At 67.9% G+C, this 13018-nt stretch carries 10 protein-coding genes; 7 read left to right on the top strand and 3 right to left on the bottom strand.

Features of this window, described 5'->3' with window-relative positions:
* Nucleotides 1–16 precede the first annotated feature (16 nt).
* Both motB and motA read right to left on the bottom strand, forming a co-directional pair.
* A complete protein-coding gene (gene motB, locus N5D30_RS24000; RefSeq protein ID WP_220811536.1) occupies nt 17–1033 on the bottom strand; it encodes a flagellar motor protein MotB in 1017 nt (338 codons plus the stop codon).
* A 16-nt stretch (nt 1034–1049) separates the two neighbouring features.
* Nucleotides 1050–1901 (bottom strand): flagellar motor stator protein MotA, encoded by an 852-nt coding sequence (gene motA, locus N5D30_RS23995; RefSeq protein ID WP_279910992.1) that lies wholly within the window; start codon nt 1899–1901, stop codon nt 1050–1052.
* A 119-nt stretch (nt 1902–2020) separates the two neighbouring features.
* Between motA and N5D30_RS23990 the strand changes: the two genes are divergently transcribed.
* The 5 genes from N5D30_RS23990 to N5D30_RS23970 all read left to right on the top strand — a co-directional run bounded on the left by N5D30_RS23990 (nt 2021) and on the right by N5D30_RS23970 (nt 9428).
* Nucleotides 2021–3544, top strand: a complete 1524-nt coding sequence (locus tag N5D30_RS23990) for an HDOD domain-containing protein (RefSeq protein WP_279910991.1) — start codon at nt 2021–2023, stop codon at nt 3542–3544.
* A gap of 45 nt (nt 3545–3589) precedes the next feature.
* Nucleotides 3590–4423: a rhodanese-like domain-containing protein gene (locus N5D30_RS23985; RefSeq protein WP_279910989.1), complete on the top strand. Its 834-nt coding sequence runs from the start codon at nt 3590–3592 to the stop codon at nt 4421–4423.
* On the top strand, nt 4423–5283 hold the full coding sequence (gene asd, locus N5D30_RS23980) for an archaetidylserine decarboxylase (protein WP_279910988.1): 861 nt from the start codon (nt 4423–4425) through the stop codon (nt 5281–5283). The genes N5D30_RS23985 and asd overlap by 1 nt, the downstream gene beginning before the upstream one ends.
* 197 nt (nt 5284–5480) lie before the next feature.
* Nucleotides 5481–7295 carry a molecular chaperone gene (locus N5D30_RS23975; RefSeq protein ID WP_279910987.1) on the top strand — a complete coding sequence of 605 codons (1815 nt, stop codon included), beginning with the start codon at nt 5481–5483 and terminating at the stop codon, nt 7293–7295.
* A 66-nt stretch (nt 7296–7361) separates the two neighbouring features.
* Complete coding sequence (locus N5D30_RS23970) at nt 7362–9428, top strand: EAL domain-containing protein (RefSeq protein WP_279904183.1); 2067 nt, start codon at nt 7362–7364, stop codon at nt 9426–9428.
* A gap of 136 nt (nt 9429–9564) precedes the next feature.
* Here N5D30_RS23970 and serB read toward each other — a convergent pair whose 3' ends face one another.
* Nucleotides 9565–10779 carry a phosphoserine phosphatase SerB gene (gene serB / locus N5D30_RS23965; protein ID WP_279910986.1) on the bottom strand — a complete coding sequence of 405 codons (1215 nt, stop codon included), beginning with the start codon at nt 10777–10779 and terminating at the stop codon, nt 9565–9567.
* A gap of 146 nt (nt 10780–10925) precedes the next feature.
* Between serB and N5D30_RS23960 the strand changes: the two genes are divergently transcribed.
* On the top strand, nt 10926–12470 hold the full coding sequence (locus N5D30_RS23960) for a histidine kinase (RefSeq protein WP_279910984.1): 1545 nt from the start codon (nt 10926–10928) through the stop codon (nt 12468–12470).
* Nucleotides 12467–13009 (top strand): metal-dependent hydrolase, encoded by a 543-nt coding sequence (locus tag N5D30_RS23955; RefSeq protein ID WP_279904185.1) that lies wholly within the window; start codon nt 12467–12469, stop codon nt 13007–13009. Before N5D30_RS23960 ends, N5D30_RS23955 begins: the two co-directional genes overlap by 4 nt.
* The last annotated feature ends 9 nt before the right edge of the window (nt 13010–13018 follow it).

Below are 13018 nucleotides of genomic sequence, written 5' to 3'. Positions count from 1 at the left end.
ATCATCGCGGCCTCTTTCATTCCTGGGGCTGGTCGAACTTCAGCGCGCCTTCCTCGAAGATATTCAGGCGCTGTCGCAGCTCGTCCGCCTGAGCCGGCTCGCCCGACGCGCCTGCCGGTGCCGACGAAGCCTCGGAGGGAGCCGGCGGGTCGGCGTCGCCCTGCTCGCCCTCGATGGCGCGCTGGGCCTTCTTGGTCAGGACGATGATGTCGATGCGGCGGTTGACCGGATTGAAAGGATCGTTGCGATCGAACAGCGCCGAAGAGGCGTAACCCACGACCCGCGCCACGCGCTCGTCCGGGTAGCCGCCGGCGACCAGGGTACGCCGCGCCGCGTTGGCACGGTTGGCCGACAGCTCCCAGTTGCCGAACTCGGCCTGCCCGGCAAAGGGCTTGGCGTCGGTGTGGCCGCTGACGCTGATCTTGTTCGGCACCGCCTTGATGGTCTCGGCGAGGATCAGCAGGATGTCCTCGAAGTAGGGCTGCAGGCGCGCGCTGCCGATGGCGAACATGGGCCGGTTCTCGGCATCCATGATCTGGATGCGCAGCCCGTCCTGAGTGATCTCGAAGAGGATCTGGTCCTTGAACTTCTGCAGCTGCGGGTTCTCGTCGACCTTGGTCTGCAGCTCCTGCAGCAGCAGCTCCAGACGCTCGCGCTCGATCTGCTCGGCGAGCTGCTCCGCCTGGCTCTGGTCGACGCCGGCCTGGTCGTCCTGGTTGTCGACGGCCGCCTCTTGGGAGTCCGGAGAGTCTTTCAGCTCGGGGTTGAGGGTGCGGTCCGGCGCCGGCGTCGGCGTGCCGCCCAGGTCGATGACGTAGGGGCTGGCACTCTCGGTGAAGCCGATAGGGTCCTGGAAGTAGCCGGAGATCGCCTTCTTCTGCTCCGGCGTGGCCGAGGACATCAGCCACATCACCATGAAGAACGCCATCATGGCCGTGGCGAAGTCGGCGAAGGCGATCTTCCAGGCGCCACCGTGGTGGCCGCCGGCAACCTTCTTGACCCGCTTGACCAGTATCGGCTGGTTGTTCTCCATCGCTCAGCGGCCCGCCTCAGTTGCTACGCATGGCCTGCTCGAGCTCGCTGAAGCTCGGGCGGTGCGCCGGCAGCAGCACCTTGCGGCCGAACTCCACGGCCAGGGTCGGCGGCATGCCGGAGGCGGAGGCCACCAGGGTGGCCTTGATCGCCTCGTACAGGTTCACTTCCTCCTTGGCGTCGTGCTCCAGCGCGCCGGCCAGCGGCGCGAAGAAGCCATAGGAAGCGAGGATGCCGAGGAAGGTACCGACCAGCGCGGTGCCCACCTTCTCGCCGATCTGCGCGTTGTCGGCGGAGGCGAGGATGGACATGGTGATCACGATGCCCAGTACCGCGGCGACGATACCCATGGCCGGCATGCCGTCGGCCACCTTGGCCACCGCATGGGCCGGATGCTCCAGGTCCTCCTTGAGGCTGGCGATCTCCATGTCGAAGAGGTTCTCCAGCTCGTGGGGCGCCATGTTGCCGCTGGACATGATGCGCAGGTAGTCGCAGATGAACGCGGTCATCTGCGCGTCCTTGAGGATGGCCGGGTACTTGCTGAAGATCGGGCTGGCGTTGGGGTCCTCGACATCGGCCTCGATGGCCATCATGCCCTCGCGGCGGCTCTTGTTGAGGATCTCGTAGAGCAGCTTCAGCACTTCCAGGTAGAAGGCGTGGGTGAAGCGGCTACTGAACATCTTCAGCGACTTCTTGAACACCGTCATGAAGGCGCTGCTGGGGTTGGCCTGGAGGAAGGCGCCCAGCGCGGCGCCGCCGATGATCATCACCTCAAAGGGATGAACCAGGGCCATGATTTTGCCGCCGGACAGAACGAAGCCGCCAAAAACGCAGCCGAAAACAACCAGGATGCCGATGATCTTGACCATGGAATTTAAGCTTGAAGTGTCAGTCGAAAAGGGTTCAGCGAAACAACCCTTCTAATTATCGGAAGTATTGAGCCAGACTATAGGCAGTAAAGGCGAAAAGCCAGTTCGGCTCAACCCGCATGCCCACTGACAAGACCATACCCCGCAGCCTCGACGCCTGGCTCAAGCAGCTGGATGCGGTGCGCCTGCCTGTTGCGACCCACCATCATGAGGCGGTTCGCCGCACCTTGCTGGACAGCCGCCGCTCGCTGCGGGAAATCGCCGACCAGATGCAGGAAAGCCCCGCCGTCGCCCTGGCCATCCTGCGCGAAGCCAACCGCAGCACCAACAGCTTCAGCGAGCCGGCGGAGAGCCTGGAAATGGCGCTCAACCGTCTCGGCCTGAAACGTGCTGAAACGCTTCTCGGCGCCATGCCGGTGATGGACGAGGCACAGATTCCCCTGGCGCTTCGCCAGCTGCAGCTGATCAGCCTGCACGCCTCTCAGCAGGCCAACGGCCTGTTCGCCGGGCGCTTGGCGCGCCTGTGGCAGGAAATACACTGGGGCAGCCTGCTGTTCCTCGCCCCGCTGTGGCCACTGGTGGCGACCTACCCGCAGCTCTTCGAGGCCTGGGAAAGGCGCGTACTGGGGCGTGGCGAGCCGGCCTGCAAGGTCGAGCGCGAGTTGCTCGGCGTGGCCCTGCCTTCGCTCTGCCTGGCGCTGGCGCGGCACTGGCGCATGCCGGAGTGGATCGTCCAGGGCTATCGCCTGCTGGTGGAAGACCGCCGACTGCTGGTCAAGGCCCTGCACCTCGCCCGCGACAACGAGAATCCCCTGCACCAGCAGCAGCGCCTGGACGAAGACACCCACCTGCGCCGCTGGCTGACCCAGCCGGGCAACAGCATCCTTCTTGCCAACGGCCTGGCCGTTTCCAGCCACCACAACTGGTCCTGCGAACACCACCTGCGCTGGCAGCGCCTCACCGGCCTCTATCTGCAGCTGGCGCTGCCGGACATGCAGCAACTGGTCCACCAGCAGGCCGCGCAGAGCGCGCGCCAGCACCACCTGCCGGGCCTCTGGCACCCGGCCGAAGCGCTGCTGTGGCCCTGGGACGCCTGCCGCCTGCGCGACCTACAGCCGCCGCCCGCGCCCGTCGCCAACCTCCAGCTGGACCAGTGGAAGCATCACTGCGCCAGGCTCCTGGCCCAGCCCACGCCGTTCGCCAACGTGGTGCAGCTGACAGACAGCGCTTGCCACGCCCTGCAGGCCGGCGGCATGCAGCGGGTGCTGGTACTGCTGGCCGACCGCAACCACACCCGCCTGCAGGCCCAGCAGGTGGCCGGCCTGCCGGCGGCCGCGGCGCAACTGCGCCTCGACCCGGCGCAGAGCCAGGTGCTGCGCCGCCTGCTGGCCGAGGCCGGCCAGCTGCGCCTGAGCCCGGCCAACATGGCCCAGGTCTCCGCCCTGCTGCCGGGCAGCCTCAAGGCGCTGTTCAGCGGCGAGCACCTGCTGCTGCGCTCGCTGGCCAGCAACGGTCGGGTGGTGATGCTGCTGGTGGCCGACCAGGGTGGCGGCGAGATCGGCGCCACGCCCCTGCAGGCCTTCGGCAAAACCGTGCAATGCATCGAGCGGGCGCTGTCTACCTTCGCCCGCCGCGGCAGCTGACCTTTCCGCTACAATCGCCCCTTTTCCACTCTCAGGAGGCTCCGCATGTCCGCCTTCTCAGGCCTGCCGCTGGTGATCGAACCGGCCGAACTGGCCGCCCGCCTGTCGGCGCCCGAGCTGATCCTGATCGACCTGAGTTCCGCCGCCCGCTATGCCGAGGGACACATCCCCGGCGCCCGCTGGGTCGACAGCAAGCGCACCCAGCTCGGCCAGTCGCCCGCCCCCGGCCTGCTGCCGGAGAAGGCGCAGCTGGAGGCGCTGTTCGGCGAACTGGGCCACCGCGCCGATGCGGTCTACGTGGTGTACGACGACGAAGGCGGCGGCTGGGCCGGACGCTTCATCTGGCTGCTCGACGTGATCGGCCACCCCCACTACCACTTCCTTAACGGCGGCCTGCAGGCCTGGCTGGGCGAGGGCCGCGAACTCGGCCAGGACACGCCCGCCGCCGCGACCGGCAGCGTCGCGCTGACCCTGAGCGACGCGCCCACCGCCAGTCGCGACTACCTGGAAAGCCGCCTGGGCGCCCCCGATCTGGCCGTGTGGGACGCCCGCTCGCCGGCCGAATTCTCCGGCGAGAAGGTGCTCGCCGCCCGCGGCGGCCACGTCCCCGGCGCCGTCAACTTCGAGTGGACCGCCGGCATGGACCCGCAGCGCAGCCTGCGCATCCGTGACGACATGGCCCAGGTGCTGCGCGACCTGGGCATCACGCCGGACAAGGAAGTGATCACCCATTGCCAGACCCATCGCCGCTCCGGCTTCACCTACGTGGTGGCCAAGGCGCTGGGCTACCCGAGGGTCAAGGCCTATGCCGGGTCCTGGTCCGAATGGGGAAATCTCCCCGACACCCCGGTCGAGCTTCGAATCTCCAAGGAACCATGATGAAAGAGCGTCTGTTTATCCTCAGCCAGTACCTGCTGCCGCACCACCTGCTGTCCCGCCTGATCGGCTTCGCCGCCGAGTGCCGCGCGGCCTGGTTCAAGGACCGCCTGATCGGCTGGTTCGCCCGCCAGTACCAGGTGAACATGGCGGAAGCCCAGGTCGAGGACCTGACCGCCTACGAGCACTTCAACGCCTTCTTCACCCGTGCCCTGAAGGACGGCGCGCGCCCGCTGGACGAAACGCCCGGCGCGATCCTCTGCCCCGCCGACGGCGCGGTCAGCCAGCTCGGCCCGATCGAGCAGGGTCGCTGCTTCCAGGCCAAGGGCCACAGCTTCAGCGTGCTGGAGCTGCTCGGTGGCGATGTGGAGCGCGCCGCGCCCTTCATGGGCGGCGACTTCGCCACCGTCTACCTGTCGCCGAAGGACTACCACCGCGTGCACATGCCGCTGGCCGGTACCCTGCGCGAGATGGTCTATGTGCCGGGTCGCCTGTTCTCGGTCAACCAGACCACCGCCGAGAACGTGCCCGAGCTGTTCGCCCGCAACGAGCGGGTGGTCTGCCTGTTCGATACCGAGCGCGGCCCGATGGCCGTGGTGCTGGTCGGCGCCATGATCGTCGCCAGCATCGAGACGGTCTGGGCCGGCCTGGTCACGCCGCCCAAGCGCGAGCTGAAGACCACCCGCTACGACGAGGCCGCGCGCGGCGCCATCGAACTGGCCAAGGGCGGCGAGCTGGGCCGCTTCAAGCTGGGCTCCACCGCCATCGTGCTGTTCGGACCGCAGCAGGTGCAGTGGGCCGAGGGGCTCACCGCCGGCAGCCCGGTGCGCATGGGACAGGCCCTGGCGCTGCCGCGCGCCTGAGCCCTCGTCCGCCGACTCCCGCGCCGGCGCCGGCCGCGCGGGAATGGCCGAAGGAACGATCCGCCGCGCGCCCGGGTCGGAGCTGGCAGGTCCCGCATTTGCCCGTCCAGGGCTGCGACACCGCCGCGATGCTGCTAGAGTTGCGAAAAACCCGTCGGCCAGGATGCCGCCCGCCTGTTACGGACCACCGCTAAGGTATGGATAAACAGAGCCCTCACCTGCTCCTGCGCGTACCCACCCCCGACAGACAGGGCCTGTCCTTCTGTGAAGCCAATCCGCGCGATGTGAAGCGCTGGATCGCCGGCCTGCCCAAGGCCAACATCGGCGAGACCGCCCGCCAGCTGTACCAGGGCCTGATCGAACTGAACCAGCTGATCACGCCCACCGACAACCGCCTGCAACTGCTCGAACTGCTGCGCCCCGAGGTGTACTTCGTCACCAGCCACCTCGAACGCCACTTCCTCAACCAGTCCATCGTGCTCGACGAGCGCCCGCGCAAGGTCGCCAACCTGTGCCAGGCCCTGCAGAACCACCTGGCCATCGGCTACAAGCTAATCATCGCCCAGGAACTGCCGCGCTTCGCCAAGGACCGGGCGCAGCTGCTCGCCGTTGCGCTGCAGCGTGCCAGCCACGCACTGTGCGGCCCGCTGGTACGCGCCAGCCAGCTCTACTGCCCGGTGCCCGAAGGGCTCTGGCTGGAACTGCACCAGTTCTACCGCATTGCCCGCCAGCATGGCCTGCAGAAGGCCCAGGTGCGCGACAGCCTGGCGCGCAAAGGCAGCAGCCTGAGCCTGGAGCAGATCTACATCGGCGCCCTGTTACTCGGCTGCGCGCGCTGCAACCAGATGCGCCAGAACAGCATCGCGCGCCTGGCCGAGGCCCTGGAAAACTGGAGCACCCTGGTCACCCTGCAACGGGCCGACGCGCCCAACAGCCTGTTCGCCGTGGCCCCGCAGGTGGACGGCCCGCCGCGCTACAAGGCGCTGTTCGAAGGCGACCTGAGCAACCTGCTCGGCCTGGACCCGCAGGCACTGGTGGATGCGATCAAGGAACACCTGCTGCTGCCGCCGGACAGCCCCGAGCCGAGCCGGCTGACGACCCCGGAAGGCATGTCGACCGATCTGCTGCAGCACCTCGCCTCCGCCTGGGGCGATATCGCGGAGCGTACCTTCCAGCGCACGCCGGGGCGCGGCAGCCTGACGCTGTGCATCGGCATGTCGGCGCTGCACTTCTACCTGGCGGGCAAGCGCAGTTTCGCCGACGTGCTGAAACAGGAAGAGAAGCCGCGCGGCGCCCAGTTCGCCACCACCGACATGAGTGCCGCCGCCAGCAAGGATGTCTGGGCCAACGCCTTCGACGCCCAGCGCGAGAACGAGTGGGAAAACGGCATCACCATGGAGGTGATCCAGTACAAGGCGCCGCAGAAGCCGGGCGAGCAGCCCATCGAGGCGCCGGCGGAAAGCTACCCGACGTTCGAGGTGCCCATCGTCAACCACAGTCCCGGCGGCTACTGCCTGAGCTGGCCACGGGAAGTGCCGGCACAGCTGCAGGCCGGCGAACTGCTGGGCGTGCAGGACGCACCGGAGCAGGCCTGGAGCGTGGCGATCGTGCGCTGGATCCGCCAGGTCAGGGGCGGCGGCACGCAGATGGGTATCGAGCTGATCGCCCCGCACGCCCAGCCCTGCGGCGTGCAGCTGGTGCGCAAGAGCGACCAGAACAGCCAGTACCTGCGGGCCATGCTGCTGCCCGAGATCCGCGTGATCTCCCGCCCCGCCACGATCATCACGCCACGCCTGCCGTTCCAGGAAAGCAACAAGGTGATCATCAACCGCAGCGGTGACGAAACCCGCGCGATCCTCAGCCGCAAACAGGCCGGAACCGGCAGTTTCAGCCAGTTCGAATACCGGGTTCTGGACGAGACCAAACCACCGTCCGGGACCTCCGTCACAGCTCAGAAAACCCCGGGCCAAGGCGACGATGAAGACTTTGACTCACTCTGGAAGTCCCTGTAGATTCCGGGGAAATGCCATCCGTCGCCTTTTTTTATCCGCTCTTCGGCACCCTCTGAAAAAAACCTCATGGCCATCGAAAAAAAAACCATACGGCTGCTGATTCTTGAGGATTCGCAGAACGAGGCCGAGCGCCTGGTCAGCCTGTTCCGCAATGCGGGCCACGCCACCCGAGTGCATCGCATAACCTCCAGCGACAACCTGTCGGATGCGCTGCAGAACAGCTGGGACCTGTTGATCAGCGCGCCCACCAGCGATCACCTCGACCCCAGCGAAGCCATCACCGCCATCCGCCGCCAGGCCAAGGACATTCCGGTGATCCAGCTGGTGGCCGACAACGATTCCGACAGCATCACCGAGGCCCTGACCCTGGGTGCCCAGGACGCCCTGCCCCAGGGCGAGGACGAGCGCCTGATCCTGATCGCCAGCCGCGAGCTGGCCAACCTCGAGGAACGCCGCGCCCGACGCGCCGCCGAAGTGGCCCTGCGCGAGGCGGAGAAGCGCTGCCAGCTGCTGCTGGACAGTTCGGTGGACGCCATCACCTACGTCCACGACGGCATGCACATCTACGCCAACCGCGCCTACCTCCAGCTGTTCGGCTACGAGGATGCGGACGAGCTGGAAGGCATGCCGATGATCGACCTGATCCATTGCGAAGACCAGGCGCGCTTCAAGGACTTCCTCAAGGGCTACGCCAGCGGCGAAGGCAGCACCGAACTCAGCTGCGGCGGGGTCAAGCCCGACGGCCAGCGCTTCCAGGCACGCATGACCTTCTCGCCCGCCGCCTACGACGGCGAGCCGTGCATCCAGGTGGTGATCCGCGCCGAGAGCGACAACGCGGAGCTGGAAGAGAAGCTGCGCGAGATCAGCAGCCAGGACCTGGTCACCGGCCTGTTCAACCGCTCGCACTTCGTCGAGCTGATGGACACCGCCGCCCAGCGCGCGGTGAACGACGGCCAGCCGTCCACCCTGTGCTACATCCGCATCGACCGCTACAGCGAAATCGTCAGCGAAGTGGGCCTGGCCGGCATCGACATCCTGCTCGCCGACCTGGCCGTCATGCTGCGCGGCCACTTCGGCGACGGCGCCCAGCTGGCGCGCTTCGGCGACGACGTGTTCACCGTGCTGAAACCGGGCGCCAGCCCCGAGCAGAGCAAGGAACAGCTGGCCGCCCTGCTGAAGAAGGTCGAAAGCCACCTGTTCGACGTCGCCGGCCGCACCGTGCAGACCACCCTGTCCATCGGCGTCGCCGGGCTCAGCGAGCAGACCAGCAAGGCCCAGGAAGTCATCGACCGCGCCCACCGCTGCGCGGACGAACTCAGCGGCAACGCGATCAAGATCTACGATCCGGCAGACGAACTGGCCGCCGCCGCCAGCCGTGGCAACCTGGTGGCCATGGTCCAGCAGGCGCTGGACAACAACAGCTTCCGACTGCTGTTCCAGCCGGTGATCAGCCTGCGCGGCGACAGCGACGAGCACTACGAGGTGCTGCTGCGCCTGCTCAACAGCCAGGGCGAGGAAGTGCCGCCCGTCGAGTTCCTAAACGCGGCCAAGGAGGCCGGGCTGGCCGAGAAGATCGACCGCTGGGTGATCCTCCACTCGGTCAAGCTGCTCGCCGAACACCGCAGCAAGGGCCACAGCACCCGCCTGTTCGTGCACCTGTCGGCCAACAGCCTGCAGGACCAGACCCTGCTGCCGTGGCTCAGCGTGGCCCTCAAGGCCGCGCGCCTGCCGTCGGATTCCCTGGTGTTCCAGATCAGCGAACCGGACGCGGTGGCCTACCTCAAGCAGGCGAAGGCGCTCACCCAGGGCCTGGCGGAGCTGCACTGCAAGGTCGCCCTCGGCCAGTTCGGCTGCGCCATCAACCCCTTCAACACGCTCAAGTACCTCAACGTGGACTTCGTGAAGGTGGACGGCTCCTTCTCCCAGGACCTCTCCAACGCGGAAAGCCAGGAGGCGCTGAAGACCCTGCTGGCCAGCCTGCACGCCCAGGCCAAGCTGACCATCGTGCCCTACGTCGAGAGCGCCAGCGTGCTGGCCACCCTCTGGCAGGCCGGGGTCAACTACATCCAGGGCTACTACCTGCAGGGCCCGAGCCAGTCGATGGATTACGAATTCTCTACCGGGGACGAGTGATCCAGGACCACGAAAAAGCCCCGCGATCGCGGGGCTTTTTCATGGGCAAGGACTTTTGGCCGTAGGGTGCGCCGTGCGCACCAACAACCCCGTGCATGGCCCCGGTGCGCACGGCGCACCCTACGACAGCGGACACCTACTCCTGGCCGTCGCGGTCGCGGAAGCCCAGCAGGTAGAGGATGCCGTCCAGGCCCAGGGTGGAGATCGCCTGCTTGGCCGACTGCTTGACCAGCGGTTTGGCGCGGAAGGCCACGCCCAGGCCGGCCAGGCCGAGCATGGGCAGGTCGTTGGCGCCGTCGCCCACGGCGATGGTCTGCTCCAGGCGCAAGCCCTCGCGCTCCGCCAGTTCGCGCAGCAGGTCGGCCTTGCGCTGGGCGTCGACGATCGGTTCGACCGCCACGCCGGTGACCTTGCCGTCGACGATCTGCAGCTCGTTGGCGAACACGTAGTCGATACCCAGCTTGGCCTGCAGTTGCTTGGCGAAGTAGGTGAAGCCGCCGGAAAGGATGGCGGTCTTGTAGCCCAGGCGCTTGAGTTCGGCGAACAGCACCTCGGCACCCTCGGTCAGGCGCAGCGAGGCGCCGATCTCTTCCAGCACGTCCTCGGACAGCCCCTGCAGCAGGGCCAGGCGTTCCTTGAAGCTGGCGCGGAAGTCCAGCTCGCCGCGCATGGCACGCTCGGTGATCTCGGAGACCTTCTCGCCGACGCCGGCAGCCTTGGCCAGCTCGTCGATCACCTCGGCCTCGATCAGCGTGGAGTCCATGTCGAACACCGCCAGGCGGCGGTTGCGGCGGAACACCGAGTCGCGCTGGAAGGCGATGTCGACGTCCAGCTCCTGGGCCACGCTGAGGAACTCGGCGCGCAGCGCATCCACATCGGCCGGCTCGCCGCGCACGGAGAACTCGATGCAGCCCTTGCCTTGGTCGGCCGGCATGTCCAGCGGCATGCGCCCGGACAGGCGGTCGATGTGGTCGATGTTCAGGCCGTACTTGGCGGTGATCGAGCTGACCCGCTGCAACTGTTCGGCGGTGACCTTGCGGGTCAGCAGGGTGACCATGTAGCGGGTCTTGCCCTGGGCGCCGACCCACTGCTGGTAGTCGGCCTCGGAGACCGGGGTGAAGCGCACCTGCTGGTCCAGCTTGTAGCCGGTGAACAGCACGTCCTTGAGCACCGACGAAGCCCGCTCGGTATCCGGGATCTCGACCAGGATGCCGAACGACAGTGTGTCGTGGATCACCGCCTGGCCGATGTCGAGGATGTTCACGCCGCCCTGCGCCAGCACGCCGGTGATGGCCGCGGTCAGGCCCGGGCGATCTTCCCCGGTGATATTGATCAGGACGATTTCGCGCAAGGCGCACACTCCAGCTTGCAGATGGGTCAGCGAAAGGGCGCACATTCTAACCCGTTTCGCCGGGGCCAGGGCACGGGCGGCGCTTTGCCCGCCTGGGGGCGGTGGTTATACTGCGCGGCAATTTCATTCGAGAAGAGCCGCGCTCTGTGAACCGGCCCGTTCAGGTCAAGCCCGACAATTTCTTCCTGCTGCTGTTCAATGCCCTGCGCCAGCGCCGCGTGCCGCTCGCCCTGCGCATCGCCAGCCACAGCCTGCTGCTGGTCGCCCTGGCCCTGGTGATCTACGCCTGGGTGATGGGCATGCAGTTCAAACAGGCCATGCAGCAGCAGGCCGACGCCCTCGGCCAGAGCCTCACCGTGCAGACCGCCGCCTCGGCCACCGAGCTGCTGGTGTCCAACGACATCCTCAGCCTCAACGTGCTGCTCAGCAACCTGGCGAAGAACCCGCTGGTGGCCCATGCCGCGATCTACAGCGTGGACAACCGCATCCTCGCCGAGGCCGGCTCGCGCCCGACCCAGAGCATCCTCGGCGAGACCGAGGGGCTGTACTCCACGCCGATCACCTTCCAGGAGGTGATCGCCGGGCAACTGCGCATCAGCCTGGACATGCAGCAGTTCCAGCAGCCGATGACCATCAGCCTGCAGAGCATGGGCCTGCTGAGCCTGATCCTGCTGGCGCTGACCCTCTCGCTCAGCCTGCGCCTCGGCCGCCACATCTCCACGCCGCTGATGCAGCTGCGCGTCTGGCTGCGCGACCCGGACGACCCCGCCCCCGGCGCCGGCCGCCAGGACGAGGTCGGCGACCTCGCCCGCCAGCTGCAGGCGCGCCTGGTGCCGGAAAAACCGGAACCCGAGCCGGAGCCGGAGGAAGCGCACGACGAATACGCGGACCTCGACCTCGATGAGCAGGACGACGATGCCTCGGAGCCGGGCTTCGACGTGCCGAACCTGCGCGCCGACAAGGACTACGACTACGAGGACGACGACCTCGACGAGCCGGCGCCCCGCCCGGCAGTAGCCCGGCAGCCCGACGAGGACGATCCCTTCGCCGACCTGCGCGACCTGCACCAGGACGTCGAGCAGGAGGAGCCGCCGCTGGCAGAGCCCGCCGCACCGCAACGGCAGGTCAGCAGCGCCGTGCTGGCCATCCAGCTCGGCGCCCAGGAGCAGCTGCGCCACCTGCCCCGCGCGCGCCTGATGGAGCTGCTGCAGCGCTATCGCGACTGCCTGGAGCGAGCCGCCGCGCTGTATCAGGGCAAACTGTTCACCCTCAACGACGGCAGCAGCCTGATGCTGTTCGACAGCGCCCAGAGCGGCGAGGACTACCTGACCCACGCGCTGTGCTGCGGCGAGCTGATGCGCGCCCTCGGCCACGCCCTGCAGATCGAGGTGGCCGACAGCGGCATCACCCTGCAACTGCAGCTGGGCCTGACCCGCAGCGACGAGGACATCCCGCCGAGCCAGGCCGAACTGCTGCTCAGCGAGGCGGCCCAGGACGCCCTGGCCCTGGCCCAGCACAGCCGCAACCTGCTGCTGGTGCAGCGCAGCGTCGCCGACGACCCGCTGCTGCGCCAGCGCGCGCGCATCCGCGCCATCGCCAGCCCGGAGGGCGCCAGCTGCGTCGAGCGCCTGCTCGAACCCTACCCCTCGCTGCTGGAACGCCAGCTGGCGCGTCTGCACGACCACTCGTGACCACCCTGATCAGCCACCCACTGCCGATCCTGGCGCTGGGCCTGGCGCTCGGCCCGCGCGTGGTACCGCCGAAGCTGCTGCTGGCCGGCATGCTGTTCGCCCTCCTGCCCGACGCCGACATGCTGGCGTTCAAGTTCGGCATCGCCTACGCCGATGCCTTCGGCCACCGGGGTTTCAGCCATTCCCTGCTGTTCGCCGGGCTGGCCGGGGTGCTCGGCGCCCTGGGCTGCCGCCTGCTCGGCTGTGGCCCGCTCCGGGCCTTCGTGTGGATCGCCCTGGCGACCGCCTCGCACAGCCTGCTGGACGCGGCCACCGACGGCGGCCTCGGCGTGGCCTGGTTCTGGCCGTGGAGCGAGCAGCGCTTCTTCCTGCCCTGGCGGCCGATCGAGGTGTCGCCCTTCCTCGCCGGCTTCTTCAGCCAGCGCGGGCTGGATGTGCTGGCGTCGGAGGCACGCTGGGTCTGGCTGCCGTGCCTGGGCCTGGCGCTGGGCGGCATCGCCCTGCGCGCGTTGCTACGCCCGCGCCAGCAGGCGCTCTAGCCCGGCCAG

This window comes from Pseudomonas sp. GD03875, assembly GCF_029840585.1.
Classification (GTDB): domain Bacteria; phylum Pseudomonadota; class Gammaproteobacteria; order Pseudomonadales; family Pseudomonadaceae; genus Aquipseudomonas; species Aquipseudomonas paralcaligenes.
The sequence above is the reverse complement of the archived record's forward strand: the minus strand, read 5'-3'. Positions and strand labels throughout refer to the sequence as shown.

Bases quoted from the DNA above. Each gene is read 5' to 3' on its own strand.
- motB (WP_220811536.1), bottom strand. From the start codon at position 1,033: ATGGAGAACAACCAGCCGATACTGGTCAAGCGGGTCAAGAAGGTTGCC.
- N5D30_RS23985 (WP_279910989.1), top strand. From the start codon at position 3,590: ATGTCCGCCTTCTCAGGCCTGCCGCTGGTGATCGAACCGGCCGAACTG.
- N5D30_RS23975 (WP_279910987.1), top strand. From the start codon at position 5,481: ATGGATAAACAGAGCCCTCACCTGCTCCTGCGCGTACCCACCCCCGAC.
- motA (WP_279910992.1), bottom strand. From the start codon at position 1,901: ATGGTCAAGATCATCGGCATCCTGGTTGTTTTCGGCTGCGTTTTTGGC.
- asd (WP_279910988.1), top strand. From the start codon at position 4,423: ATGAAAGAGCGTCTGTTTATCCTCAGCCAGTACCTGCTGCCGCACCAC.
- N5D30_RS23990 (WP_279910991.1), top strand. From the start codon at position 2,021: ATGCCCACTGACAAGACCATACCCCGCAGCCTCGACGCCTGGCTCAAG.
- N5D30_RS23970 (WP_279904183.1), top strand. From the start codon at position 7,362: ATGGCCATCGAAAAAAAAACCATACGGCTGCTGATTCTTGAGGATTCG.